Consider the following 26,155-nt stretch of genomic DNA (forward strand, 5'->3'; position numbering starts at 1 on the left):
CAACAGCAACAATAATGATGAAGAGGTGAAAGCGGTTACACAATGGCTGCTACTGTCACATTGTTATTGTGCCCTGTCTGCATTTTGCAGCGCCGGTCAACCGGCGCTGCTTGTTTTCCTGAATTTTGCCCTTACCTGCAGAAAATAGAATAAGCGTTCAGCATCGCCGGTCAGAAAGGCGCTGGTCGTTTATACTCTCTGTTTTGGCGGCGCCACGGCTCGCCGGAATCCATTGACACCCTATCGGGACGCCGTCTGGCACAGCTCAGTTCGTCCGGGTCCTGTAAATCAAAATTCGTGAGAACGGTATGTCCAGCAACACCCCGCCTGTCGAGCCTGCAACTCCTGCAACCGCGGCACTTGAATACGTCGATTCCTGCAATCTGCCTACCACCTGGGCCAATTTCCGTATGCATGCCTTTTTTGAACCGGCAACCGGCAAAGAGCATATTGCGCTGACACTGGGCGATGTGGCGAACGGGCAGCCGGTGCTGGCACGGATTCATTCCGAATGCCTGACCGGTGATGCGCTGTTCAGCCAGCGTTGCGACTGTGGGCCGCAGCTGGAAATGGCATTACGGAAAATTGCGGAAGAAGGGCGCGGCGCCTTGCTGTATCTGCGACAGGAAGGGCGGGGTATCGGCCTGCTGAATAAAGTCCGCGCGTATCACCTGCAGGACGACGGTGCCGATACGGTTGAGGCCAATCAGCAGCTCGGCTTTGCTGCAGACCTGCGCGATTACAGCCTGTGCGACCCGATGCTGCGGCATCTGGGCATACAGTCATTGCGACTGATGACGAACAATCCGCGCAAGCTGGCCGCGATGGAAGGCCTGAAAGTCACGATCAGTGAACACGTGCCACTGATCATCCAGCGCAATCCCTACAATAACCGTTACCTGAACACCAAAATCAGCAAGCTGGGTCACATGCTGTCGCCGGAACTATAAGGCATTTTTCTGAGCAATTCTTTGCTTGACCAGATGTCTCAGGATGTGGGTGATGCGGCTCTCTGCGCTGACATGTCGTATTCCCGATTACAGATCGACCTGCTGGCGCAGTTTGCTGAATTCGCGGGCGGCTTCTTCCAGTACCTGATCCAGCCCATTCTGGTCCAGCCCCAGGCTTTCCCATGACAGGGCAGAGATTTCCGGTGTGCTGTGATCCGGCGTTGCCGTCACGTTCAGGACATGCGCGATACCGTTGGCGACATGGATAATCGTCGCCAGAAAGCCGAGCCCGGGCCGGTCTGGCTGGTGATGCCCGCCGATGGCATTTTTGATGGCGTCGGAAAAATTCCAGCATTCGGCCAGCGCATGACCAACCGCCGCATGATCGAGGCCGAGCACTTCCTTTTCGGCTTCCGGTTGCGTACTCTGGTGTGTATTTTGCCAGGCGATGACTGCGGCGTAGCGCTCCGGATGATAAGCTACCAGCACCAGCGTGCCGATGTCATGCAGCAGCCCGGCGGTGAAGGCAATATCCTGCGAAAAATTCAGTCTGCGCGCCAGGATGCGGGCAATGATGGCGACCGCATTGGCATGCTGCCAGAAATCTTTGTGGCTGAAACCGGGGCAGTTATTGTCGGGAAAACAGCCGGTGACAGCCGCAGTCAGTATGATCTGGCGCACCGTTGTCATACCCAGCAGCGAGATGGCCTGCTGAATCGTGGTGACCTTGACCAGCGTGGTGTAATACGCTGAATTGGCGATACGCAGAGTTTTTGCGGTGAGTGCCAAATCATGGGTGACCTGTTGCGCCAGCGCGTGAATATCGACATCGTCGCGGTCCACGCTATTGAGTAACTCCATCACGACGGCCGGCAGACTCGGCAGGTCATTCACATCGTCGGTGATCTGTTGCATGCTGATCATTCGCTGAACTCATTCTATAAGTTAACATGCGTTCAGTATTACCCGAATGCCGCCGCGATACCCATAGGAATCACAAAGATGTGAAATATTTACTACATCAATTGAGTAGATTATTTCTTATCGGAAATTGATTAATGGGCAGCGTACCGTATCCGGCTTCAGATTTTTGAGCCAAGCCGTTTTTCACTGATGCTGATTTTTGCGCGTTCCAGCATGTCAATCGCAGCCGGGCCACGCAACAGCGTGACAGCGACGGCCAGCGCATCAATGTAGGTCAGATGCGCCAGGCGCGAAGTCATCGGCGTGTAGATGTCAGGGTCTTCCTCCACATCGACGCTGATGTGCACATCGGCCAGCTCAGCCAGCGGCGCGCCGCTGGCGCACAGCACCAGCACTTTGGCGCCGGCATTTTTTGCCAGCTGCACGCTGTTGATCAGGTCACGTGTGCGTCCGGTGCGGGAAAATGCCACTACCACGCAATCACTGTTGAGCAGCGTCGCCGATTGCGCCTGCAAATGGGCATCGCAGAACACGGTGGTCGGAATGCCGAAACGGAAAAACTTCAGTTGCGCATCAATCGCCAGCGCACCGGAATAACCCAGTCCATAGCATTCGATGCGGCGCGCGCGCGCCAGCAGATTGACAGCAGCCTCAAAGTTGGCGGGATTGGCATTGTTGCGGGCTTCCATCAGTGCTGCGATGGTGCGGTCAAATACTTTCGGCAGGACATCCTTGACCTGATCCGCCTGATTCACATCAAGGTGCAGATAAGGAATGCCGGTCGCCAGGCTTTTGGCGAATGCGAGTTTGAAGGATTTGAAGCCGTCGAATCCCAGGCTCTGGGCGAAACGCGCCACGGTCGGCTCGCTCACATCGCAGGCCTGTGCCAGCACGCGGATCGACATTTCCAGCGCATCGTGCGGTTTTTGCAGCAGGAATTCCGCGACCTGCCGTTCAGCGCGGCTCAGTGCCGTGCTGGCGGTACGGATGCGGGCCAGCAAGCCTTTTTCAGAAGGCGGGACAGGGCGGGATTCGGTAAATGGATTTGCCATAATGTGTGCAGATGTGGGCAGAGTGAATGACGCTCAACACGGATCAGATGATGCGCCGGGCAAAACCGTATTGTGCGCCATCAGCCAGCTGAAAGACACTGTTACGGGCACCAGAAAACATCGATATCGCATCCGGCTTCGCGCAGCAGGGCAGCAACCGGTAGATTGGCTTCGACAGCATGTTCCAGCACATCGCGTTTTTCCTGACCGGTAATCACCAGCCAGATGCGCTGCGTATTGAGCAGGCGCGGCAACGACAGCGACATACGGCTTTGCCGGGTTTGCGGATGTACCGCCGCCAGACAGGTCAGGTCGTCATGCTGCACCGGCGCGCCGGGAAACAGCGAAGCGATATGACCGTCAGCGCCCATGCCGAGCAGGATGGCGCTGAATGCCTGCGGCAGCTGCGCATTGAGACGCGCATCGATGGCTTCGGTGGCGACTTCCGGCGTGGAAGACGCATTTTTCAGCGAGACCAGCTGCCAGCGTTTGTCGCGGGCGGATTTCTGCAGGCAGCGGCGGAACAGGCCTTCATTGCTCTGCTGATCTTCGTCGGCGACCCAGCGCTCATCGGTGGCGACCAGTTTGATCGGATTGTGCTGATCCATATGAGCCAGCAATTCATCGAGCCGCTGATACACCGGTGCCGGAGTGGTGCCGCCGGCGAGCGCGAAGCTGCTGCCGCCCGGCGTGCTGCGGATGATTTCCGCCCACTGCTGACTGAGCGCTTCGCTGAGTGCCGTAAAATTGTCGAAGGTATGATATTGGATAGGTCTCATGTTTTTCTTTTCTGTGTGACGGGGCTCAAACGCCGCGTTCAGCCTTCTACGTATTCTTCACCCCATGCGGCGCCATGCTGTGCCAGCAGATAACTGGCGGCGGCTGGCCCCCAGCTGCCCGCGATATACGATTTCAGGCCTTCGCTGTCGTTCTGCCAGGCCAGCATGATCGGGTCTATCCACGCCCAGGCAGCGCTGAGTTCGTCATCGCGGACAAACAGCGTCAGGTCGCCGTGCATCGCATCGAGCAGCAGACGCTCGTAAGATTCCACACGACGCGAATTGGATGCCTCTGCGAAATCCAGATTCAGCGCCACATCGGACAGGCGGATGCCTTCGCCGGGCTCTTTGGCTTTCATGTACAACTGCACGCTTTCTTCCGGCTGCAGCGAAATCACCAACCGGTTAGAGCGCAGTGGCCCCTGATTTTTCCCGAAAATGGAATACGGGATCGGTTTGAAATTGATGGTGATCTCGGCGCAGCGGCTCGCCATGCGTTTTCCGGTGCGCAGGTAAAACGGCACGCCTGCCCAGCGCCAGTTATCGATCTCGGCGCGGATCGCGACAAATGTTTCGGTACGCGACGCTGGTGGCACACCCGGTTCGGCCTGATAGGCAATCACTGGCTGGCCATCGACAGCACCGGCGCGATACTGACCACGCACCGTTTTTTTGCTGACCTCGTCCGGCGTGAATTTGTGCAGGGCACGCAAGACCTTGACCTTCTCATCGCGGATCGCATCCGGATTGGCATTCACTGGCGGCTCCATCGCCACGATCGACACCAGTTGCAATAAGTGGTTTTGCACCATGTCGCGCAGGGCGCCGGTGTGGTCATAGAAATCGCCACGCGATTCGACGCCGACCTGCTCGGAGATCGAAATCTGTACATCCTGAATCCACTTGCGGTTCCACAGCGGTTCCAGGAAAGAATTGGCAAAGCGCAGTGCCAGCAAATTCTGCACCATTTCTTTACCGAGGTAATGGTCAATACGGTAGATCTGGTTTTCGTTCAGGTAATTGCGCAGCGACTGGTTGATTTCCTTGGCGGATTGCGCATCGCGGCCAAGGGGTTTTTCAACCACCACGCGGGCATTGCCTTCAACCAGACCGTGTTTCGATAATTGCTCCACCACCGGGATGAAAATGTCCGGGCCGGTCGCCAGATAAAACAATGTGGCATTGGTGTCGGAAGTGCGCAGGCTGCCTTTGAGTTTTTTGAAATCTTCGGGGACGCGGGCATCGATCTTGGCATAGTGGGTCAGCTCCAGGAACGCCGCCAGTTTTTCCGGGCTGCCACCGGTGACTTTGGCGGCATAGTGCGCCACGCTGTCGCTGACGCGCTGGCGGTATTCATCATTCGACAAGGCTTCGCGGGCGGCGCCGATAAACTGGAAATGCTGGTCCAGCCTGCCGTTCACAAACGCGCTGTACAGCGCGGGGATGAGTTTGCGTTTGGCGAGATCGCCTGTGCCGCCAAATAAGACAAAAGTGGTCATGCTGACTCCGAGAGATGTTCTGCTTCTGGGGATGCAGCCAAAAGCGTCCGCCGGACTGCATTCGCTGCTGTTCTGCCGCTGCCATGGTGTTTTGTGCTGCCTGACTGATTGTGCCTGAATCCTGCGGCACGACGGTATTCCCGTCCTGCGTTAAAAGAATCCTGCCATTTCATTATGCCAGAAAAACTTCAGAAATGTAGTTTCATTACGGTAAATTTGATGTTTTTGTACAAAAAATAGGCTTTAAAATAAAATTCTGAAAGTTTGTTACGAAAAATTTCGGATTTATGCTATCTTGATCGCTATTGTATGCAGGCTTTTTTATGCTGCTTCTGAAGAAGTCTGCCGCTGGCTGCCGCATCGTGCCGGACAGGCCGGAAGGGCAGTTTGCATCACTATGCAGTTTTTCTATTCTTTCGCTCTGCGGAGCCACAGGTGAGTTTATGACGACATCCTCTTCATCTTCAACCGTAGCGCTGCACCCTGTTATCGACAAGGTGACCCGGCGCATTACCGAACGCAGCCAGACCCTGCGCCAGGCCTATCTGGCCCGGATTGATCAGATGCAGCAACGCGGTCCGCGCCGCGCATCGCTGTCCTGCGCCAATCAGGCGCATGCCAATGCAGCGATGGACAGCAAGGCCAAGATCTGGCTGAATCAGGCGCAAAAACCGAATATCGGCATTGTGACGGCTTACAACGACATGCTGTCGGCACATCAGCCTTACGAATCTTATCCGCAGCAGATCCGTGACGCCGCTCTGCGCTTTGGCGCTACGGCGCAGGTGGCGGGGGCCGTACCTGCGATGTGCGACGGTGTGACGCAGGGACGCCCCGGGATGGAACTGTCGCTGTTCTCGCGCGACGTGATTGCGCAGGCCACTGCGGTCGCTTTGTCGCACGACGCATTCGATGCGACTTTATGTCTGGGCATCTGCGACAAGATCGTACCAGGTTTGCTGATCGGCGCACTGGCGTTCGGGCATTTGCCGACGATCTTCATCCCGGCAGGACCGATGGGTTCCGGTTTGTCGAACAAAGAAAAAGCCGCAGTGCGCGAACGTTATGCGCAGGGCAAGGCGACCAAGGAAGAATTGCTGGCAGCAGAAAGCGCGGCCTATCACAGCGCCGGCACCTGCACGTTTTACGGCACCGCCAACAGTAACCAGATGCTGCTGGAAGCCATGGGGCTGCATCTGCCCGGCGCGGCATTCGTGCATCCATCCGATCCGTTGCGCAGCGCATTGACGGAAGCGGCGGTGGAGCGGGTGCTGCAACTGACGGAACAGAGCGGTAACTACAAACCGATTGGTCGTCTGGTGAATGAAAAAACCATCGTGAATGCGGTGATCGCCCTGCTGGCAACCGGCGGTTCGACCAATCATACGATTCACTGGATTGCCGTGGCGCGTGCTGCCGGTATTCTGATCGACTGGCAGGATTTCGATGAATTGTCTTCGGTCGTACCTTTGCTGACCCGTGTGTATCCGAACGGCACCGCCGACGTGAATGCATTTGAGGATGCAGGCGGTCCGACTTTCGTGATGCGTGAATTGCTGTCGGCTGGTCTGATGCATGGCGATGTGATGACCGTGTTCGGCGATCAGGGATTGCACAGCCATACCGGACGTCCGGTGCTGAATGCTGCGGCACAGGTGCAGTGGGAAGCGCTGCCTGCCACATCGACTGACCCCGCCGTGGTACGCAACGTGAGCGAGCCGTTTGCTGCAACGGGCGGTCTGCGTCTGCTGCAAGGCAATCTGGGGCGCGCGATTGTCAAAGCTTCTGCTGTACCGGAAGAAGCATGGATCATCCGGGCGCCGGCAAAAGTGTTTGCTTCGCAGGATGCGCTGGTCAGGGCTTATAAGGCGGGCGAGCTGAATCAGGATTTTGTGGCCGTGGTGATTTTCCAGGGGCCGCAGGCGAACGGTATGCCGGAGCTGCATCAGTTCACCCCGGTGCTGGGCAGTCTGATGTCGGCCGGATACAAAGTTGCGCTGGTCACGGATGGCCGCATGTCCGGCGCTTCCGGCAAGGTGCCGGCAGCCTTGCACGTCAGTCCGGAAGTGGCGCAGGGCGGGCCGCTGGGCAAAGTGCGGGATGGCGATCTGATCGAGCTGAATGTGCATACCGGCGAACTGCGTGCCCTGGTCGATGAGCAGGTGTGGAACCAGCGTCCGCTGTGCGAACGCAGCAAGGAGGTCACTTTTGGCTTTGGCCGCGACCTGTTTGCGACGCAGCGCCGGGTCGTGACCGCGCCGGAACATGGCGCATCGACGTTGTTTATCGACTGACTATCGGTTGACAGCGGCATCACGCAAGGAAAACTGAACACAAGATTCAGAGCATATCGGTAAGTATATCGGTTAGACCGGCATGACAGGCGGCAGGGCGCTGCCTGTCATGCGGTTTCGGAAATTTCCGGCCTGATCCGATGCAGGCAATTTCACTTTTTATTTGAGAGACATTATGAGCCACACGCCACAGAGCATCATCACCCAGCTGGAACAGATCCGTGTTTTGCCGATTTTGGTTACCGATGACGTCGATCAGGCGATCCGGTGCGTCACCACGCTGGCGGAAAACGGTTTGCCTGCGGTGGAAATCACGCTGCGCACGCCGAATGCGATGACAGTGCTGCGTGAGGTGGTGCGCGCCTGCCCGGATGTGACCGTCGGTGCCGGTACGATCCTGACTGCGGCACAGCTCGATGCAGTCAAAACCAGCGGCGCGGCGTTCGGTATCAGCCCCGGCATCACGCCGGTGCTGGCAAAAGCGGCGCAGGAATCTGGCTTGCCGTATTTTCCCGGTGTCGGTGGTGCCAGCGATCTGATGCTGGCACTGGAACATGGTTTTCACGTCGTCAAACTGTTTCCTTCCGATGTGGTCGGCAGCACCAGGATGGCCAAGGCGCTCGGCGGACCCTTCCCGGAAGTGCGTTTTTGTCTGACCGGCGGCGTGACGGTGGAAGCCACGCCAGCACTGTTGCAGCAGTCAAATGTGCTGTGCGTCGGCGGTTCCTGGATGTGCCCGGCAGGACTGATCAATAGCGGGGACTGGAATGCCATCGCCACGCTGGCGAAAGCCGCTGCCGCCGCTGGCAAGGCATAAATATACTCAGGGGGAGTATTTTATAAAGCCCTTTGTTTATCTGGATATCAAACCGGAAAATAAAGATACTCCCTGGATAAATCCCGATTTGACCCGTCGTCCCGACTGATACCGACTTCTGAGCAAGATCATGGCAAATTCCGTTTCCCGCACTCCGCTGTGGTGCCTGTTGCAGCAGCGCGCTACCAACATGCCCAGCCTGAAAGAGCTGTTCCGTGCTGATCCGCAGCGTTTCACCCATTTTTCGGCATCTGCCTGCGGCATTCTGCTCGACTATTCCAAGCAGCGCATCGACACTACGGCCAAGCTGAATCTGCTGGCGCTGGCGCGGCAGCAGGAAGTCGAGACGCGGCGTGATGCCATGCTGCGCGGCGAGGCGATCAACCATACCGAAAACCGTGCGGTGCTGCATACCGTGCTGCGTTTGCCGAAAGGCGAAAAATTCATGCTGAACGGCGAGAACATTGCTGCCGACGTGCATCAGGTGCTGGCGCAGATGCGTGCATTCAGTGATGCCGTGCGCGAAGGGCGCTGGGTGGGCTATACCGGCAAAGCGATTCGCACGATTGTGAATATCGGCATCGGCGGCTCTGATCTTGGTCCGCAGATGGCATGCATCGCGTTGGCGCCGTGGTCGCAGAAGAATCTCTCACTGCATTTTGTCTCGAATGTCGATGGCCGTCACGTGGCGGACGCGCTGGCGAATGCCGATCCGGAAACGACCTTGTTCGTGGTCGCATCCAAGACCTTCACCACCATGGAAACCCTGACCAATGCCCGCACGGCACGTGAGTGGATGCTGTCGCATGGTTGTCCGGCAGAGCAGATCCGCCAGCATTTCGTGGCGCTCAGCACCAATGTGACGGCGGCGGCGGAGTTTGGCATTGCGGAAGAAAACGTTTTCCCGTTCTGGAACTGGGCGGGTGGCCGCTATTCGATGTGGAGCGCGATCGGTCTCTCGATTGCCTTGTATGTCGGCATGGACCGGTTTGAAGAAATGCTGGCCGGTGCGCACGAGATGGATCTGCATTTTGCCCAGGCGCCGCTGGAGCAAAACCTGCCGGTGCTGATGGCGCTGATCGGCATCTGGAATATCAACTTTCTCGGTCTGCAAGCCTTGTCGATTGCGCCTTATCATCAGCGCATGACGCGCGTGCCGGCTTATCTGCAACAGCTGGAAATGGAAAGCAACGGCAAATCCGTGACCCGCGAAGGGCAACGCGTCGATTATTCGACGTCAGCGATTCTGTTCGGTGAGGCCGGTACTAATGGACAACATGCGTATTTCCAGTTGCTGCATCAGGGGGCGACGATCATCCCGACAGATTTTATCGTGGTCGCCGATGACGATGCCGGTTTGCCGGGACATAATCAGGCTTTGCTGGCAAATTGCTTTGCGCAATCGAAAGCCATGGCACTCGGCAAGAGCATGGAGGAAGTGCGTGCCGAACTGGGCGATCTGCCGGAAAAAATGCTGGCGCCACGGGTGTTCGAGGGCAACCGCCCGACTTCCACGCTGCTGCTCGATGCGCTGACTCCGCGTTCGCTGGGGTCACTGATTGCCTTGTACGAACATAAGGTTTTCGTGCAGTCGGTGATCTGGGATATCAATGCCTTTGATCAGTGGGGTGTGGAACTCGGCAAAAAACTGGCGCAGCAGTTGATCAGCCTCGATCCGGCGGCAGTGAAAGAAGAATACGACAGCTCCACCAAAGGCTTGCTGCAGGCTGTCAGACACAGCCAGAAAGTCAGAAAAGCCGCCTGAGCCGGGCTAATGTCTGACGACGTCCTGCCTTTATTGCCGGAGCCCCGTCAGAGCTGCTGCCGGGGCGCAATCCTGCCCCTCAGCCTGTGCACCGACTTAACACCTGAACCGGTAATCGGTATTTCTCCTGATGCATCATCGGGAAAAATACCGATTGTCTTGCAAGAATTTTCATCATTCGATTTCCTTACTTACCGTAGAATTTTGTCAGCATGAATGCCCACCTCCAACCACCACTCAAAATGAACGACAAAGATGACGACAAAGACCAGAGCCTGCGCGAAGATATCCGCCGTCTGGGACGCCTGTTAGGTGATACGGTAAGAAATCAGCATGGCGATGATGTGTTCGACCTGATTGAGCAGGTCCGGCAAAATTCCATCCGTTTCCGCCGCGACGCCGATGAGGCAGCGCGTGCCGAACTGGAAAATACGCTCGACAGCCTGACTAATGACCAGACCACGCAAGTGATCCGCGCATTCAGCTACTTTTCGCATCTGGTCAATCTGGCGGAAGACCAGCATCATATCCGCCGCACCAGAGCGCATCAGATCGCCGGCTCCGCGCCCCGCTCCGGCAGCCTGGCGCACACGATTGAAGCCTTGTATAACGCCGGTCACAACACGCAGCAATTGCTTGATTTTTTCCAGACAGCGCAGGTCGCACCGGTACTCACCGCGCATCCGACCGAAGTGCAGCGCAAGAGCATTCTGAATTGTCAGATGGTGATTACCCGCCTGCTCGACGAGCGCGACCGGATGCAGCTGACTCCTGAAGAATCCGCTGCCAACGAAGAGGCACTGGGACGCGCCGTGCTGACGTTGTGGCAGACCCGCATGCTGCGCACTTCGAAATTGTCGGTGCTGGACGAGGTCGAGAACGGTCTGAGCTTTTATGACTACACCTTCCTGCGCGAATTGCCGCAACTGTATGCCGGCCTGGAAGACCTGCTGGCCAGCAAAGACCCGGCATTGCAACAGCGTGAATTGCCAAGCTTTATGAAAATGGGCAGCTGGATTGGCGGCGACCGCGACGGCAATCCTTTCGTCACTGCCACCGTGCTGGAAAAAACGCTGGCGATGCAATCGACGCGGGCATTCCGTTTTTATCTGGATGAGCTGCATACCCTGGGTTCGCAACTGTCGATGGCGAATCTGCTGGTCAAAGTGTCGGATGAATTGCTGGCATTGGCCGAGCGTTCACCAGATCATTCGCCGCACCGCTCTGACGAGCCTTACCGTCTGGCGATTAGCGGCATTTACGCCCGTCTGGCAGCGACTTATACCCGGTTGCTTGGCTTGTTGCCATCAATCCCGCCGAGCGGAGAAGCCGCACCCTACCGTGCGGCGGAAGAGCTCGCAGCAGACCTGGATGTGATTCACAACTCTCTGATGGCGAACGGCTCGGCTGCGATTACGCGGGGACGTTTGCGTCATCTGCGGCGCGCAGTCCGGGTATTTGGCTTTTATCTGGCGCCGCTGGATCTGCGTCAGAATTCCGATGTGCATGAGCGCGTGGTGGCCGAATTGTTACAGGCAGCCAATCCGGCGACAGACTACCTGACACTGAACGAAGATCAGCGTATCGAAGTATTGATTCAGGAGATCAGCTCCGCCCGTCCGCTGGCTTCGCCTTATCTGACGTACTCGGAGGAAACTCAGTCCGAGCTGGCCATTTATCGGGCTGCGGCCACCGCCAAACAACGTTATGGCGCCGGTGCGGTACCGAACTGCATTATTTCCAAGACCGATGGCGTGTCGGACATGCTCGAGCTGGCGCTGTTGCTGAAAGAATCCGGGTTGCTGCATCCGGCAGAAGGGCGGCTGGATGTGAACATCATTCCGCTGTTTGAAACCATCGGCGACCTGCAGAACAGCGCGCCAGCGATGGATCGTCTGTTTACGATTCCGGCCTATGCCCGCCTGCTGGCAAGCCGCGATCAGGCGCAGGAAGTGATGCTCGGTTATTCCGACAGCAATAAGGACGGTGGTTTTCTGACTTCCGGCTGGGAATTGTATAAAGCCGAACTCGATCTAGTGGAAGTCTTTAAAAAACATCAGGTACGTCTGCGTTTGTTTCATGGCCGCGGTGGTTCGGTTGGCCGTGGCGGTGGACCAAGCTATCAGGCCATTCTGGCGCAGCCAGCCGGTGCGGTTCAGGGACAGATCCGTCTGACAGAACAGGGTGAAGTGATTACGGCCAAATACGGCAATCCGGAAGTCGGACGCCGCAATCTGGAAGTGCTGGCTGCTGCCACGATGGAAGCCAGTATGCTGGCGCACACCGAACCAGCCCCGCCTGCCGTATTTTTGTCGGTGATGGAGGAGCTGTCGGATTACGCATTCCATGCCTACCGCGATCTGGTGTACGGCACTGAAGGATTCGAACAGTATTTCTGGGAATCGACAGTGATCTCTGAAATTGCCGGACTGAATATCGGCAGTCGTCCGGCTTCCCGTAAAAAATCCACCGCCATTGAAGACCTGCGCGCTATTCCGTGGGTATTCAGCTGGTCGCAGTGCCGCCTGATGTTGCCGGGTTGGTTTGGCTTTGGCACGGCAGTCCGGCGTTACCTGGCGGCGCATCCGGCCGACGGTTTGCCGACGCTGCAGGCAATGTTCCGTCAGTGGTCTTTCTTCAGCACCTTGTTGTCCAACATGGAAATGGTGCTCGCCAAGAGTGATATCGGTATCGCCAGCCGTTATGCGCAACTGGTCAAAGATCAGGCCTTGCGCGACCGGATTTTTCCGCGGATTCAGGCAGAGCACGCAGCGACCATCGATGTGCTGAAATCGATTTCCGGACAGGATGAGCTGCTGGCGGCCAATCCGCTGCTGGCGCGCTCTATCCGTAACCGTTTCCCTTATCTGTCGCCGCTGAACCATGTGCAGATTGAATTGCTGCAGCGTTATCGTCAGGGCGACCCGGATGAGCGGGTCAGACGCGGCATTCACCTGTCGATCAATGGTATTGCCACCGGTCTCAGAAACAGCGGTTAAGCTGGGTTTTGTCTGTGCGCTAAGTACAAAAAAATGCCCTCTGCGCGGAGGGCATTTTTTCTGGTTGAATCACTAGGTGTCAGAACATCAGGCCGCCACCTTTGCGGAACAGCGCGATATCCACATACGAAGACATCCGATAGGTTCCATCACCTGGCGTCAGCAGAATGCCACCCAGGTCCATCGTTCCCTTTTGTGCCGCCAGCGTTTGCAGACCGTCCCGCCCGGCTTTGGATAAATGAATTCCTTTGACCAGTGTTTTGGCAACCACGAATCCTTCAAAAGTGAGGGCAGACAAGTCCTCATCACGGAATTTTTTCATCATATTATTGTGATCGAGCTGGATGATGGATTTCTTCCCCTGCGGGTTGGGCACCACTTGCGAAAATACCGTCCATTCCAGATTTTTTGGTCCGGCGACTTCTGCCAGCGTATCCAGATTCGTCAGCGACATACCGGCGACAAAGGTACGTGGCGCATGTTTGCGGAATTCTTTCAGGAACAGTCCGGTGCCCAGCGTGTCTGCCACCACGATCACGATATTCGGATTGGCATTGGCCAGTACCGCAGATTCACGGTCGACGTCAGCCGGGGTGCCGGTGATGTGAACAATACCGCTCATCTGCATTTTACGTTTCTTCACTTCATTGCTCACGTACTGAAACATATCCTGATTCAGGCTGTTTTCCTGTACGGCGATGCCAACGCTTTTAATGCCCAGTTTGTCAAAGTAAGAGAAGATATACTGCATTTCCTGCTCAGGGCTGGGGCGCCAGAACAGGACGCGGTTACCATAATTTTTCACCGATCCGATCAGCGGCGCAAACAGTGTCTGGCCGCTCTGGATAAATTTAGGTGCATTGATGACAGCATCCGTGACGGCGGCGCCAATACCGCCCAGTAAATATTCAGCCTTATCTTTTTCCAGCAAATCACTGGCCACTTTGGCAGATTGCGCCGGATTACCCTGATCATCACGCACCAGATATTTGATGCGGCGTCCATTGATGCCGCCGCTGACATTCAGACTGTCAAAGTAAGTGGTGATCCCGGCAACATAATCCCGGCCAATGCTGCCATTCGGGCCGGACAGATCAATGGCCTGACCGATAATGATGGGATTATCCTGAGCTGTGGCAAAGGCAGTCAGGAAATTACTCAGTACAATAATGAAAGCGATGAGTTGTCTGGAAAGCAAGCGCATGGGAGTCGGATCGGTTGTTGCAGTGCGACAGATTCTGACACCGGATTGTGACTGCAAAGTGACTGAGTGATAACAGTTTTTCCGCTTCGGTGCGAAAAACAGATGCTGTACTGCCTGCAATACAGCGATGTTGGGCGGCCAGACCGATTCGTGAATTGTTGGTCAGACTGAATGATGAAAATACAAAAATGAACAAAAACTTATTGGGGATTATCGGATGGTCAGGAAGCGGCAAAACGACATTGCTGGAATTCCTGATCGCGCAACTGACTGCGGTGGGGCAGCGTGTGAATGTTGTCAAACACAGCCATCACGACATCATCATTGAGCCGCCGCAGAAAGACAGCGCCCGTTTTCGCACTGCCGGGGCTGCGGAGGTGATGCTGGTGTCGCCATACCGGTATGTGATTACCAGGGAACTGCATGCGGAGCCGGAACCTGCATTGCAGACTTTGCTTGCCCGCTTTTCCGTAGCGGATATTCTGTTAATAGAAGGATATAAATGGGAACCCATTTCCAAGCTGGAGGTGCATCGTCCCTTACTGGGAAAGCCGCCGCTGTATCCCGACGACCCTTATGTGATTGCCGTTGCTTCGGACGTACCGGCACCTCCCGGACTGCGGGACGGCATCGCATGGCTGGATCTGAATCAGCCCGATGAAATTCTGGAATGGTTGCTTACCGCAATGCGGGATGGAAAAATTCAAAAAAAGGAATTTCCGGGCTAAAGGAAGCTCTTTTTTCTGCCGTTATAGGAGCAGATGGATAAGGAGATTTCTCATGGATGTCACAGGAATAGCAAATGTAGCAACGACACTGGCGGATGTCGGTATCAGCCAGGCAGTCAGTATTGCCATGCTCAAAAAGGCAAATGATATTCAGACTGAAAATGCCACTGCACTGATTCAGGCGATTCCTGATAATCAATCGGTTGCCAACCTGCCTTCTCACCTGGGACGCAACATCAATACAACGGCGTAAACCGTATCACTGTCGCGAAGCAAGCTGGTCTGACCAGTTGTCTGGTGACCGCAATAAACTGCTCAGACACATCCATAAAACAGCGCAATCAATGCGCTGTTTTGCTTTGGGGATGATCTGACGCAAGCAATATTCCGCTGTATCAGCCATAATCTGCGGCATTCACTTTTTCTGGAGCAGAGATGACAACAGCATGGGGATGGTCGGACAGGTTGAGCCTCAGTTATGAACCGATGGATGAAACACATCAGGAGTTCGTACAATTATGCGCTGCGTTGGCAGAAGATAATCCTGCCACATTTGTTCAGCGTCTGGATGCCTTGATTGAACACTCTGTCCACCATTTCGATCAGGAAAATATCTGGATGACGGAAACTGCTTTTCCGCCGGCCGCCTGCCACAAGCAGGAGCACGATGCCGTCCTGGAGGTGATGCAGGAAGTGCGGCGCCGGGTTGCATCTGGTGAGGAAGATCTTGCTGTACGTCTGGCAGAGGAATTACCGCATTGGTTTGAACATCACGTCGATACTATGGACAATATGTTGGCGCGCTTCATGCTGACACAATCCCGCCAGAATGCAGAGCTTCAGGACGCGCAGCAGTTATCAGCCTGATTCCTTATTCAGCACGGACCCGGATCTGGATTCCGCCCAGTTCCACCATCTGGCCGGCACGGATTTTCGCTGTTTTCCGCAGTTCCTGCTGGCCATCCACATACACGTCACCGCTGGCAACAATCATTTTCCCCGCGCCGCCGCTTTCGCATAAACCGGATAGTTTTAATAATTGATTTAATTCAATGTATTCGCCGCTCAGGCTGAAGTCTAATGTTTGCATGTGATGTCAGGAATTGGAAAAAAGGGCGCAGGATACACTAAATCACCTGCAGGCGGGCATGGGCTTTATCCAGCCAGGTCTGTAGTTCGGTAATCAGATCGCGTTGACTGAAGGAACAGCTTTCCTCGGTAAACATACTGCCGGATTCCAGTCTGAGCAAGATATTTTCCATTACAGCCTGGTATTGCGGCGGTAATTGCGTCAGCAAAACATCGTTGTTTCGCCAGCACCGGCAAAGCTCACTGACAGTCATCTGTTGCCGCAGAAAATCATCCAGACTTTGCCTGAGTGCAAGGATAGGGTTATTCATCGGTAGGCCGTTTTTGAGAGAATAAAAATGGTAGGATAAGACGCACTGGCGATTCATATCAGTGACAGTTGAGACTTGGTCTTGCCTATACAGGTATTCAGTAGCTGGAAAATGTCAGTCGGTACTGTTCTGTTCACCTCATGCAGATCAGACCGGGTTTCTTATTTTAACTTTTCAGGAGATAAACATGAACAACAAAGCCTTGATTGCAGCAGCTTTGACTGGTTTGCTCGGTACGACGATTGCTACTGCGGCTGAACCGGCTAAAACTGAAAAATGTTATGGCGTGTCAAAAGCAGGGAAAAATGACTGCGCTGCCAAGGATGGCTCGCATTCCTGTGCGGGTCAGGCAAAGACAGATAACAATCCACAGGACTGGAAAAAGGTCCCGGCCGGCACATGCGAGAAAATGGGTGGTAAAACCGATGCACCCAAGGCTTCCTGAGCCTGGACACTTGTATCGGGCTATCTCAATATTGCTGTATGACGTCACATACAACGCGGTTGGCTAATTTGTCTTCGGTTCAGCATTCAAGCGATGCGGCTCCGGGTCTGCGTGGAACCGGGGTCGGACTACGGGTGCCGCATTACCAGGATTTTTTGCGTGAACCGGTGGATGTCACCTGGCTGGAGGTGCACTCGGAAAATTATTTCGGAGATGGCGGCTACGATCTGCATGTATTAACGTTGCTGCGGAGGGATTATCCCATCAGCCTGCACGGCGTTGGGCTGGGACTGGGCTCGGCTCAAGGATACAGGCAAGATCATATCGACCGGCTGAAACGCCTGACTGAGCGTATTGAACCGGCGCTGGTTTCGGAGCATTTGTGCTGGGGCTCTGTTGCCGGAAGGTCTCTGCATGACCTGCTGCCCATGCCATTAAACCAATCATCATTAAATTTACTGTCAGACCGGATTGACGATTTACAGACGCAATTGAAGCGTCGTGTGCTGATCGAAAATGTATCGACTTATATCCGTTTTCGGAATGATCAGATGTCAGAGGCCGAATTTCTGGCACAGCTGGCGCTGCGTACCGGATGCGGGATTGTGCTGGATATAAACAATTTATATGTCAATCAGATTAACCATCAGGAGTCTGCGACAGAGGCTTTGTGGACGTTGACACGGCTACCTGCCGGGTCGATTGGTGAAATTCACCTCGCCGGACATCGCCAGATGGACGGATGCCTCATTGATGATCATGGCAGTCATGTTGCCGAGCCGGTCTGGGATTTATTCCGTCAGTCGTCCAGTTTATTGGGAATGGAAATTCCAGTACTGATTGAATGGGATACGCACATTCCTGCTTTGCCGGTTCTGCTGGCCGAGGTACAAAAAGCAGAGCAATACCGGAACGCCACACAATCTCAAAACAGAGAAATAACGAATGCCTTACCCTGATCTGGCTGATCTGCAATGCTGCTTTGCTGCGCAGTTATTGCAGCAATCGTTATCGATGGATATTTCTGCGATGTTGCGCAATCCTGAGTCTGTGCAACGTTTTTCCTATTACCGTGGTAATCAGCTGGCAAACTGGAGTGCAGCCTTGCGCAATGCTTATCCAGTGTTGCTGCAACTGGTGGGCGACGATTTTTTTGAACAAATGGCTTATCACTATGGACTGAATATACCTTCGGAAACCAGTGATCTGAATCAGTTTGGTAACCGGTTGCCGGATTTTTTGCGTCAAAGCGATTTCGTTAAAGAGTATCCATATTTCCCGGATGTCGCTGATTTGGAATGGACGCTCCACCGCGCTTATTATGCGGCTGACGCTTCGCTGCTGGAGTTGGATGCATTGCTTGCCTCTGTCAGGCAAGGAAAAGACTTTTTAGCTGTGCGACTGATCCCTCATCCCGCTGCCATGCTGTATCAGGCTGATTTTGCGAGTATCCCGATATGGCGTGCTCATCAGAAACAGGCAGCCGATCTGGGGCATATCGACATCGGCAGACCCTGTGCTGGCATTATCACGAGGCAAGGCTGGCACGCTTCCGTTATTGAGCTGGATCAGCTTCAATACAGGATGTTAGGTTATCTGTTTGATGGTCAATGCATCGGCGATGTGCTTGACTATGCCCTAAGTCAGAATCGGGAACTGGATATTCAGGGGCAGTTGCTGTACTGGCTGTCATTGCATTGTTTCAGTGAGCTTGTCTAAGCAGGTGATACATTTTCATAACAACTTCTTTGATGAAGGTCTTACCTATCACTCGCCCCCTCGACCAATCTGTATTGCTCACTTGTTGTTTTGGATGAATGCATTTTAAGAATGTTTACTCTAGAACTGTACAAGCAGCTATTAAAGCATTTAAGCTGGTGAGATACTACATATTAAGTTTTTAGAACGATCGTTCCTTTAATTTTCCATCGGACTGTTCTTGTAACTTACATACAAAATTTTTAAGGAGACAATAATGCGTCATTATCAGTTAACGCTGGGTCTGCTGTCGGCGATGGTTTTGTCGGCATGCGGCGGTAGCGGTAGCCCAGGCCCAACGATCGATACTTCGGTAGCACGCGGCACACTGGTGGCTAACCCCCCCAATCTTGTACCTATTCCTCAGGCATCCGGTCAGGCGCTGACTAAATTGGATCCAGTTGTTTTCGGCGCGATGCTGGAAGCGGCAAAGCCGGGTTTCACCCAAGTGACAGGTGTGCCAAAGTGTGCCATCTCGACGTATTACATGAAATATACAACGGTTGGCGGCGCGAATGAGCCAACCGATGCGACTGGCGCAATCATGGTGCCATCCGGCAGCGATCCTGCATGTGCTGGCCCACGTCCTGTATTGTTGTATGCGCACGGTACAACTGTCGATAAAACCTTCAATATGGCAAACCTGCGTGACAACGCTGAAGCCACGTTGGTTGCTGCGATGTACGCTGCACAGGGGTTTATTGTCGTTGCATCCAACTATGCCGGTTACGATGTTTCTTCCCTGAGTTATCACCCGTACCTTAACGCAGAACAGCAAGCCAATGATATGGTTGACTCTTTACGTGCAGCCCGTAAAGCGTTCCCGAATATTGGCGCTCAGGATTCCGGCAAGCTGGTGATCGCAGGTTATTCGCAAGGCGGCCATGTTGCAATGGCAACACAGCGTGCTATGCAAACTACTTACTCATCTGAATTTAAAGTCACTGCGCTGGCCGGTATGTCTGGTCCTTATGCCATGGCTTTATTAGGTGATGCGGTGTTTGCTGGTAGCCCGAATGCAGGCGGCACGGTGTTCCTGCCGATGATCACGACCAGCTGGCAGAAGTCGTATGGTGGTTTATATACAACACCCAATGACATCTATGAGGACAAATACGCCGCAGGTATCGAAAGCCTGATTCCGGGATCCTTGTCTTTCAATGATCTGTTTACGACTGGTAAATTGCCTGCACTGGCGTTATTTGCGCAAAATTCCCTGCCAGGTCCATCCAAACCGGCCTTCAGCGTTTTCTTTGGTGATGGCAATCTGATCAAGACCAGCTATCGCAATGCTTATCTGGCGGATGCGCAGGCTAATCCCTGCAATGTGAATCCGGCAGATCCGCTGAACTGCACTCCCGCGAACGGGATGCGTAAGGCTGGCGTCAAAAACGATTTGCGGAATTACGTACCCAACGTGCCTGTGATGCTGTGCGGCGGTGGTAGCGATCCGACAGTCTTTTTCGTGAGCACTCAGGCAACAGCAGGATTCTTCCAGGCAAAAGGCTTGCCGGCAGCAGCATTGACAACACTGGATGTGGATACCAATCCAACCAGTGCGGCCGATCCGTTTGCCGCGGCAAAAATTGGTTTTGCTCAGGTGAAAACTGCAACAATTAATGCAGCTATTGCTGCCAAGCAGGATCCGGCAGCAGCGGTTGCCAGTGTTTATCATGGCTCTCTGGTTCCACCGTTCTGCAATGCAGCTGCGCGTGGTTTCTTCCAACAAGTGCTGGCTAAATAAGCGGAGAAACTGATCATGAAAAAAACTAAAATCGCCGCAGCAATACTGTTAGGATTGTTATCAACAGCTTCTTTTGCTGACGAATACAACAATACTGTCAAGGCTGGTGTGATTGGCGTATTCCTGCACCCTGAATCACCGGACTTCACCAGTAACGGACCGGCATTCCTGACGCCTCAGCCAGCAGGACTGACAATCGGTAACGCAACTACCGTCTTGTTTGGCTTTACACACCGCTTGACTGATCATCTTGATTTTGATCTGACCGCAGGCTTGCCGCCGGAACATAACGTCTATGGCCGTGGCGTTCTTGGTCCTTACGGTGTGATTGCCAAAGTGAAGCAGCGGGCTCCGACGGTCTTCATTAACTATAATTTTGGCGCAGCTTCTGACACATTCCGTCCTTACGTGGGTCTGGGTCTGAATTACACGCAGTTCTTTGATGCGACGGCGACGGCGTCGAATAATATCGCGACTGGCGGTCCGACAAAGATAGATCTGAAAGAGTCTTTTGGCCTCGCGGCTCAGATTGGTGCAAGATACAAGATCAATGAGCGCTGGTCACTGATTGGCTCCCTCGCTACTGCAAAAGTGAAAACGGATCTGACGGCGACAACAGGCAGTATTGAGCGTAAAACTAAAATCGATTTCAAACCTATCGCAGTCACATTAGGTGTCGGCTATAGTTTTTGAGTGCCTCAATACAAACTTGTTTTTGCGTTGACGTTAAAAAAGGGGTTCTTCGGAACCCCTTTTTTAATTTATTGATGATGGTTCAACCGGTTTATGCACGCTTTATCGGATTAAACCGCAACCTGGTTCCGCCCGCCATTTTTTGCCCGGTAAAGCGCCCGGTCTGCAGCATCAATGAGGTCTGCTGCATTTTGATGTGTTTGCAGTGTTGCTACACCAAATGAGCCGGTGATGTGTGGCAACGCTTTATCCTGATCGGTAAAGATTCTGGTTTTACTAAGTTTTGTACATAAGCGCTGAGCCACGCCCAATGCGGCTTTCTGGCTGGTACCAGGTAAAATCACCATCATTTCTTCCCCACCGTAGCGGGCGGCAAAATCGGTTGGCCTTAGTCCTGCATTCAGCACTTTGGCTGCGCTTTGCAGCACATCATCTCCCAGCAAATGGCCATGTTCATCATTAAATTTTTTAAAATGATCCAGATCCACCAGGATGATACTCAAGGGGTTGCCGCTGATCAGCGCATGCTCAATCATGCTGGGCATTTGGACATTGAGCCAAGCTCTGTTATGCAAGCCGGTCAGGCCATCGATCATTGACAGCTGGCGGTAAAATTCTCCGACTTTCTGCCTGCTGCGGATCTGTGCATTGGCAGCACGGATCCGGAACGACAGTAATTGCAGCAGGTTACGCGCGACGCCATTCGACTCATCGATTAGTCGCCACATCGTATCTGCCTCTATGAGCAGCAGATCACTGTCGCACAAAGCCGAGATGGTCGCAGAATGAATTTCCTCATCCAGGACGGAAATTTCCCCGACGCACTCGCCGGGTAAGTATTGTGTAATCGAATTCTCAATATGATTATTATCTTCATTGAGTTTGGTGATGCCGAGTGCGCCATTGAGCACAATATACAGCCGGGAACCAGAGCTGTTTGCATCCAGCACAATCTGGCCTGCTCTGGCTTTCACCACTGGGCAATCCTGAATGATCTGATGAATTAAAACCAGGTCGCTGTCACTGATGTCGCGGAATAAATGAATATCCTCAATTCGGTATGCGGCATTCTTAAAATACATCAATTGTTCCAAAATCGTTTTATCCAGATACATGAGGTCATTAAATTATCAGGTTAAAATTTGATTCACAGCTTCTACCCGCATTTCGGTTTCCTTGAAAATAGCGAGATATTCCGTTTCACTCAGGGCCAGGGTATCCCAGGCACGTTTTGACAGCGTCGGCACGAGATCGTTCTGGTCTTCGGATAAATCAAGTGCATGTGTGATGGCGTCCGCAACATGAACCACTGAAGCTAGTGAGTGGATGCCGGGAATTTCTGGTTGATGATGACCCCGAATGGTATCCTGCACGGCATCGGCAAAATGCCATTGCTGAGCCAGGGCGACACCGGCTTCAATATGATCCACTTGTAATATCGTTCTCTCCGCATCCAGCATGTAGCAGTCATGCATATTTCTGTACTGAATCGCGGCAGCATAACGGTCGGGGTAGGAGATGACCAGAACCAGCCGACCTATGTCGTGCAGCAGACCGGCAGTAAATGCAAAATCGTGTTTCATGTGCAGTGCACGCGAGATCAGCTCGGCACAGATGGCAGTCGCAATACTGTGTCGCCAGAACACGCGGAAATCAAATCCCTCGCAAGGTGTCGGAGGAAAACGGTTTGCCAGGATGGTGGTGCGGATCAGATTTTTAATACTTTTAACGCCGAGCAGTGAGGTTGCCTGCTGCACAGTGACCACACGGGAGTTCATGCCGTAATGCGATGAGTTGGCAAGTCGAAGGACTTTCGCTGTCAGCGAATGGTCCATCGAAATTTTTTCATTAATCAGATCCAGATTATTTTCGTCGTTATCGAGTTCTGCCAGCAATTCCTGAGCCACTTCCTGTAACGTGGGTAAGTCCCTGATATGCCGGATGACATCATCCAGATGAATGGAGTATCTGGTATCAGCCGTCATGATGTACCTCTTTCACGATAAACCTGTACATAACGTCGCAGGGTATTTGCTGGTTCAATACCATCAGACTGTTTCCGGAATAGTTTGGTCAGCCGAAGTAATCGCTTCTCCATTAACTGCTCCGCATCTTCCGCGGAAGGTGCTTCTTTTTCCAGACAGAGTTGAGTGATGTGGTGATTTGAGATAGAACGCAGCATGCTGTCTGTTAATACGGTACCTGCAGGTAGCAAAATATGACCGACTTTATCCAGGAGATTTTCAGCCAGAATCATGCCGGCAGTAACTTTGCTTAATGGCAGGTAATGACTGTGGGTACTCATTCTGGTATCTCCTGATTAAAGCCATCTGGTGCAGAAATCTTCGTGTAGCGATTCAGAACCCTGGGATGGATGTCGATTCTTGTTATGAGACAACTTTTGATACAGATATACTACACTGCTGATCCGGATTTTCTACAGATTCGTCTCAGAAATGCCTGATTTCATTGAAAATAGTTATATCCGGGACTATGCACCTGATACCTGCTGATGAAAAAAATTATGACGAATATCCTGACACAACGCCCCCGGCTCGCGATTACTTTCGGACTGGCTCTAATCAGTATTTTATTTTTACCTGTCAACTGGGCCTGGACAACAAAAGCCTTGTTTTGCTGGAATATGGCAGTCTGGTCTTACCTGGGGCTGATGGCGTGGCTGATGAGCAGAGCCAAAGGAATTCATGTGCGCGAGATCGCTCTTCAGCAGGACAGCAGTGCAATTGTCGTTCTGGCTTTGCTGTCATTATCTGCCACCATCAGTCTGGGTGCGATTATCCTGGAGCTATCCGGCAGCAAGACTTTACCGGCAGATATCAGAATGGTGAAATATTTTTTTGCCAGCGTCACGGTTCTTGGTTCATGGTTGCTGCTAGGAGTAATTTTCTGTTTTCATTATGCATTGTTGTTCTATAACTCCCCGGAGAAGCATCGCGCTTTGAGATTTACCGATGACGAACAGATGCCGGATTACTGGGATTTCCTCTATTTTTCTTTCACGATTGCGGTCGCTGCGCAGACGTCCGATATCGCGGTGGCATCGCGCAGCGCACGCAAGACCGTGCTGGCACATTCTGTGCTGAGTTTCCTGTTCAATCTGGCGGTATTGGGTTTTTCTATCAATATCGCCGCAGGACTGGTAGGAAATTGAGGCTGCCTAATTCAGGGTTGGTCAATCAAAATCAATGATGATGGTGATGCCAGTATTGATCGTGGTCATCGTCATCATCCTGATCCTCATCATGCCAGTCCCGGTATCTGCGCCATGGCCTGCCGTAATTCTGCTCAACGTACACATGCTCCGTATAGGGGTAAGGGGAGCTGAGTGAGACCGGAATGCCGCCGGCACGGAAATCTATTCTGAAATAAGAAGGAAGCTGGCTGCCGCTGACCCAGCCACGGCCATCAGGCCAATACCAGGTGCGGAACTGCGGTGAAAAATAGATTTGCCGGGCAGGGTAGTAAATGTATTGATAACCGGGAGAGTAACGACGTGCCTGCTCTATCTCATATCGCTCACGCCCTTCCCGCTCGCCATGTTCATGGGCCTGTACGCTATTTGACATGATTGCTGTCGTGGCCAGCATCAGCATGGCGCAGGCAGTCAGACGTGATAATAAGGTGGTGGACATGTTAATTCTCCTGTGGTTCTTACGTGGATGGTTTTGCTAACGTCTTTGATTGCTGCGGCGATGACATAAAATTCTGTGCCAGCAGTAAGAACTGCAACAGGATGTTTCTTCCATGTCGCGTGTCTATCGGCAGAATGAAAAAAATCATTCGTTATTCGTTTCTTTTCATGTTAAAACGCCTGCACGGATATTCATTTAAAACATTCAACAATGGCACTTAACTATATTTGGACCGGATTTTTTCTGATCAGCTTTATTGCGGCGTTAGCTCAATGGCTGTTGCTGGGCGATGCCGATGTTTTCAAGCGCATCATGGATGGCACATTTGAATCCGCCCGCCTCGGCGTCATGGATGTCGCGCTGCCTTTGGCGGGTGTGATGACACTGTGGCTGGGAATAATGAATATTGGTGAAAAAGCCGGTGTCATCGGTTTTTTTGCAAAAGTGATCGGCCCTTTTTTTGCACGTATTTTTCCAGGCGTGCCACGGGATCATCCAGCAAACGGGCATATGGTCATGAATTTTTCCGCCAACTTGCTTGGTCTGGATAATGCGGCCACCCCCTTTGGTCTGAAAGCCATGGAAAGCCTGCAGACATTAAATCCGAAAAAAGAAGAGGCGAGTGATGCACAGATTATGTTCCTGGTACTCCATACCTCCGGCCTGACCTTGATTCCGCTGGCGATCATGGCGCAACGGGCCGTGCTGGGCGCGAAAGACCCATCGGATATTTTCATCCCCTGCCTGATTGCGACCTATGTGGCCACGCTGGTCGGATTGCTTGCGGTGGCAGTTTGCCAGCGTATCAACCTGTTGCAGCCGGTGGTGATTTCCTGGCTGGGAGGCATCAGTGCCCTGATGATCGGACTGGTCTGGTACATGAGCCAGTACATGAGCCGTGCAGAAATAGAGCTGTTTTCACGGGTCAGCAGTAATTTGTTGTTGCTGACGATCGTGGTGGGATTTATGGCTGCAGCGATGAGAAAGAAAATTAATGTGTATGACGCTTTTATCGAAGGCGCCAAAGGTGGTATTCAGACCTCCTTGACCGTGATTCCGTATCTGGTCGGCATGCTGGTTGCCATTGGTGTTTTGAGAAATTCGGGAGTGCTGAGTTATATCGTTGCTGGTTTCAATTGGGTATTTACGCAAGCGGGTCTGAATACTGATTTCACTTCAGCTTTACCTGCGGCACTGATGCGGCCTCTGAGTGGCAGCGGATCGCGAGCGATCATGATTGACGTTATCAAAACGTATGGTGTGGATTCCTTTGTCGGACGCCTGGCGTGTATTTTTCAGGGGTCTGCAGATACGACGTTTTATATTGTCGCTTTATATTTCGGTTCTGTCGGAATCCGTAAAACACGCTACGCCATTACCGTTGGGCTGATTGCTGATCTGGCCGGTGTGATTGCGGCAATTTTTGTGGCCTACCTGTTTTTCCATTGATG

At 53.2% G+C, this 26,155-nt stretch carries 26 protein-coding genes; 15 read left to right on the forward strand and 11 right to left on the reverse strand.

Features of this window, described 5'->3' with window-relative positions; translation table 11 throughout:
* The first annotated feature begins 308 nt into the window (after positions 1 to 308).
* Complete coding sequence (gene ribA, locus HV832_RS13220; protein ID WP_176804330.1) at positions 309 to 950, forward strand: GTP cyclohydrolase II; 642 nt, start codon at positions 309 to 311, stop codon at positions 948 to 950.
* Between the two features lie 87 nt (positions 951 to 1,037).
* Here the strand turns inward: ribA and HV832_RS13225 are convergent, their stop codons facing one another.
* The 4 genes from HV832_RS13225 to zwf form a co-directional block, all read right to left on the reverse strand.
* Complete coding sequence (locus HV832_RS13225) at positions 1,038 to 1,874, reverse strand: HDOD domain-containing protein (protein ID WP_176804331.1); 837 nt, start codon at positions 1,872 to 1,874, stop codon at positions 1,038 to 1,040.
* Positions 1,875 to 2,032: 158 nt separating this feature from the next.
* Positions 2,033 to 2,926, reverse strand: a complete 894-nt coding sequence (locus HV832_RS13230; protein ID WP_176804332.1) for an SIS domain-containing protein — start codon at positions 2,924 to 2,926, stop codon at positions 2,033 to 2,035.
* 101 nt (positions 2,927 to 3,027) lie between these two features.
* Positions 3,028 to 3,705 carry a 6-phosphogluconolactonase gene (locus HV832_RS13235; RefSeq protein ID WP_176804333.1) on the reverse strand — a complete coding sequence of 226 codons (678 nt, stop codon included), beginning with the start codon at positions 3,703 to 3,705 and terminating at the stop codon, positions 3,028 to 3,030.
* Positions 3,706 to 3,743: 38 nt separating this feature from the next.
* Positions 3,744 to 5,204 carry a glucose-6-phosphate dehydrogenase gene (gene zwf / locus HV832_RS13240; protein WP_176804334.1) on the reverse strand — a complete coding sequence of 487 codons (1,461 nt, stop codon included), beginning with the start codon at positions 5,202 to 5,204 and terminating at the stop codon, positions 3,744 to 3,746.
* Between the two features lie 443 nt (positions 5,205 to 5,647).
* Between zwf and edd the strand changes: the two genes are divergently transcribed.
* The 4 genes from edd (at position 5,648) to ppc (ending at position 13,079) form a co-directional block, all read left to right on the forward strand.
* Positions 5,648 to 7,498, forward strand: a complete 1,851-nt coding sequence (gene edd / locus HV832_RS13245) for a phosphogluconate dehydratase (RefSeq protein WP_176804335.1) — start codon at positions 5,648 to 5,650, stop codon at positions 7,496 to 7,498.
* 175 nt (positions 7,499 to 7,673) lie between these two features.
* A complete protein-coding gene (eda, locus tag HV832_RS13250) occupies positions 7,674 to 8,315 on the forward strand; it encodes a bifunctional 4-hydroxy-2-oxoglutarate aldolase/2-dehydro-3-deoxy-phosphogluconate aldolase (RefSeq protein WP_176804336.1) in 642 nt (213 codons plus the stop codon).
* A gap of 130 nt (positions 8,316 to 8,445) precedes the next feature.
* Positions 8,446 to 10,080 (forward strand): glucose-6-phosphate isomerase, encoded by a 1,635-nt coding sequence (pgi, locus tag HV832_RS13255; protein WP_176804337.1) that lies wholly within the window; start codon positions 8,446 to 8,448, stop codon positions 10,078 to 10,080.
* 212 nt (positions 10,081 to 10,292) lie between these two features.
* A complete protein-coding gene (ppc, locus tag HV832_RS13260) occupies positions 10,293 to 13,079 on the forward strand; it encodes a phosphoenolpyruvate carboxylase (protein ID WP_218132047.1) in 2,787 nt (928 codons plus the stop codon).
* A gap of 79 nt (positions 13,080 to 13,158) precedes the next feature.
* On the opposite strand, the gene HV832_RS13265 is transcribed toward ppc, so the two are convergent.
* Complete coding sequence (locus HV832_RS13265; protein ID WP_176804338.1) at positions 13,159 to 14,283, reverse strand: ABC transporter substrate-binding protein; 1,125 nt, start codon at positions 14,281 to 14,283, stop codon at positions 13,159 to 13,161.
* Positions 14,284 to 14,471: 188 nt separating this feature from the next.
* On the opposite strand from HV832_RS13265, the gene mobB reads away from it, so the two are divergent.
* The 3 genes from mobB to HV832_RS13280 all read left to right on the forward strand — a co-directional run bounded on the left by mobB (position 14,472) and on the right by HV832_RS13280 (position 15,878).
* Positions 14,472 to 15,011 (forward strand): molybdopterin-guanine dinucleotide biosynthesis protein B, encoded by a 540-nt coding sequence (mobB, locus tag HV832_RS13270; RefSeq protein ID WP_176804339.1) that lies wholly within the window; start codon positions 14,472 to 14,474, stop codon positions 15,009 to 15,011.
* Positions 15,012 to 15,063: 52 nt separating this feature from the next.
* Complete coding sequence (locus HV832_RS13275; RefSeq protein ID WP_176804340.1) at positions 15,064 to 15,264, forward strand: YjfB family protein; 201 nt, start codon at positions 15,064 to 15,066, stop codon at positions 15,262 to 15,264.
* 182 nt (positions 15,265 to 15,446) lie between these two features.
* A complete protein-coding gene (locus tag HV832_RS13280; RefSeq protein ID WP_176804341.1) occupies positions 15,447 to 15,878 on the forward strand; it encodes a hemerythrin domain-containing protein in 432 nt (143 codons plus the stop codon).
* A 4-nt stretch (positions 15,879 to 15,882) separates the two neighbouring features.
* Here HV832_RS13280 and HV832_RS13285 read toward each other — a convergent pair whose 3' ends face one another.
* Together HV832_RS13285 and HV832_RS13290 are read right to left on the reverse strand one after the other, a co-directional pair.
* Entirely contained in the window at positions 15,883 to 16,101 is a 219-nt protein-coding gene (locus tag HV832_RS13285; RefSeq protein WP_176804342.1) for an RNA-binding S4 domain-containing protein, read from the reverse strand.
* A 37-nt stretch (positions 16,102 to 16,138) separates the two neighbouring features.
* Positions 16,139 to 16,411, reverse strand: a complete 273-nt coding sequence (locus HV832_RS13290; RefSeq protein WP_176804343.1) for a hypothetical protein — start codon at positions 16,409 to 16,411, stop codon at positions 16,139 to 16,141.
* A gap of 187 nt (positions 16,412 to 16,598) precedes the next feature.
* On the opposite strand from HV832_RS13290, the gene HV832_RS13295 reads away from it, so the two are divergent.
* From HV832_RS13295 to HV832_RS13315, 5 genes are all read left to right on the forward strand, one after another.
* The gene (locus tag HV832_RS13295; protein WP_176804344.1) at positions 16,599 to 16,856 is read left to right on the forward strand and encodes a BufA1 family periplasmic bufferin-type metallophore; all 258 of its coding nucleotides are present in this window, start codon (positions 16,599 to 16,601) and stop codon (positions 16,854 to 16,856) included.
* A gap of 38 nt (positions 16,857 to 16,894) precedes the next feature.
* Positions 16,895 to 17,815, forward strand: coding sequence for an MNIO family bufferin maturase (gene bufB / locus HV832_RS13300; protein ID WP_176804345.1), 921 nt, complete (start codon positions 16,895 to 16,897; stop codon positions 17,813 to 17,815).
* Positions 17,802 to 18,575 (forward strand): HvfC/BufC N-terminal domain-containing protein, encoded by a 774-nt coding sequence (locus HV832_RS13305; RefSeq protein WP_176804346.1) that lies wholly within the window; start codon positions 17,802 to 17,804, stop codon positions 18,573 to 18,575. The genes bufB and HV832_RS13305 overlap by 14 nt, the downstream gene beginning before the upstream one ends.
* 256 nt (positions 18,576 to 18,831) lie before the next feature.
* Positions 18,832 to 20,358: an alpha/beta hydrolase family protein gene (locus HV832_RS13310; RefSeq protein ID WP_176804347.1), complete on the forward strand. Its 1,527-nt coding sequence runs from the start codon at positions 18,832 to 18,834 to the stop codon at positions 20,356 to 20,358.
* A 15-nt stretch (positions 20,359 to 20,373) separates the two neighbouring features.
* The gene (locus HV832_RS13315; protein WP_176804348.1) at positions 20,374 to 21,051 is read left to right on the forward strand and encodes an OmpW/AlkL family protein; all 678 of its coding nucleotides are present in this window, start codon (positions 20,374 to 20,376) and stop codon (positions 21,049 to 21,051) included.
* A gap of 110 nt (positions 21,052 to 21,161) precedes the next feature.
* Here HV832_RS13315 and HV832_RS13320 read toward each other — a convergent pair whose 3' ends face one another.
* From HV832_RS13320 to HV832_RS13330, 3 genes are read right to left on the reverse strand one after another with little or no spacing between them, the layout of a single operon-like run.
* On the reverse strand, positions 21,162 to 22,133 hold the full coding sequence (locus tag HV832_RS13320) for a GGDEF domain-containing protein (RefSeq protein WP_223827335.1): 972 nt from the start codon (positions 22,131 to 22,133) through the stop codon (positions 21,162 to 21,164).
* Positions 22,134 to 22,181: 48 nt separating this feature from the next.
* Complete coding sequence (locus HV832_RS13325; protein ID WP_176804349.1) at positions 22,182 to 23,036, reverse strand: HDOD domain-containing protein; 855 nt, start codon at positions 23,034 to 23,036, stop codon at positions 22,182 to 22,184.
* A complete protein-coding gene (locus HV832_RS13330) occupies positions 23,033 to 23,356 on the reverse strand; it encodes a hypothetical protein (RefSeq protein WP_176804350.1) in 324 nt (107 codons plus the stop codon). The genes HV832_RS13325 and HV832_RS13330 overlap by 4 nt, the downstream gene beginning before the upstream one ends.
* Before the next feature lie 219 nt (positions 23,357 to 23,575).
* Here HV832_RS13330 and HV832_RS13335 point away from each other — a divergent pair, with 219 nt between their 5' ends.
* A complete protein-coding gene (locus HV832_RS13335) occupies positions 23,576 to 24,223 on the forward strand; it encodes a DUF1345 domain-containing protein (protein WP_176804351.1) in 648 nt (215 codons plus the stop codon).
* A 31-nt stretch (positions 24,224 to 24,254) separates the two neighbouring features.
* Here the strand turns inward: HV832_RS13335 and HV832_RS13340 are convergent, their stop codons facing one another.
* A complete protein-coding gene (locus tag HV832_RS13340; protein WP_176804352.1) occupies positions 24,255 to 24,704 on the reverse strand; it encodes a hypothetical protein in 450 nt (149 codons plus the stop codon).
* Between the two features lie 210 nt (positions 24,705 to 24,914).
* Here HV832_RS13340 and HV832_RS13345 point away from each other — a divergent pair, with 210 nt between their 5' ends.
* Positions 24,915 to 26,153: a nucleoside recognition domain-containing protein gene (locus HV832_RS13345; protein ID WP_176804353.1), complete on the forward strand. Its 1,239-nt coding sequence runs from the start codon at positions 24,915 to 24,917 to the stop codon at positions 26,151 to 26,153.
* Positions 26,154 to 26,155 lie beyond the last annotated feature (2 nt).

The organism is Cognatundibacterium oligocarboniphilum (assembly GCF_013377855.1).
Lineage (GTDB): Bacteria > Pseudomonadota > Gammaproteobacteria > Burkholderiales > Burkholderiaceae_D > Undibacterium > Undibacterium oligocarboniphilum.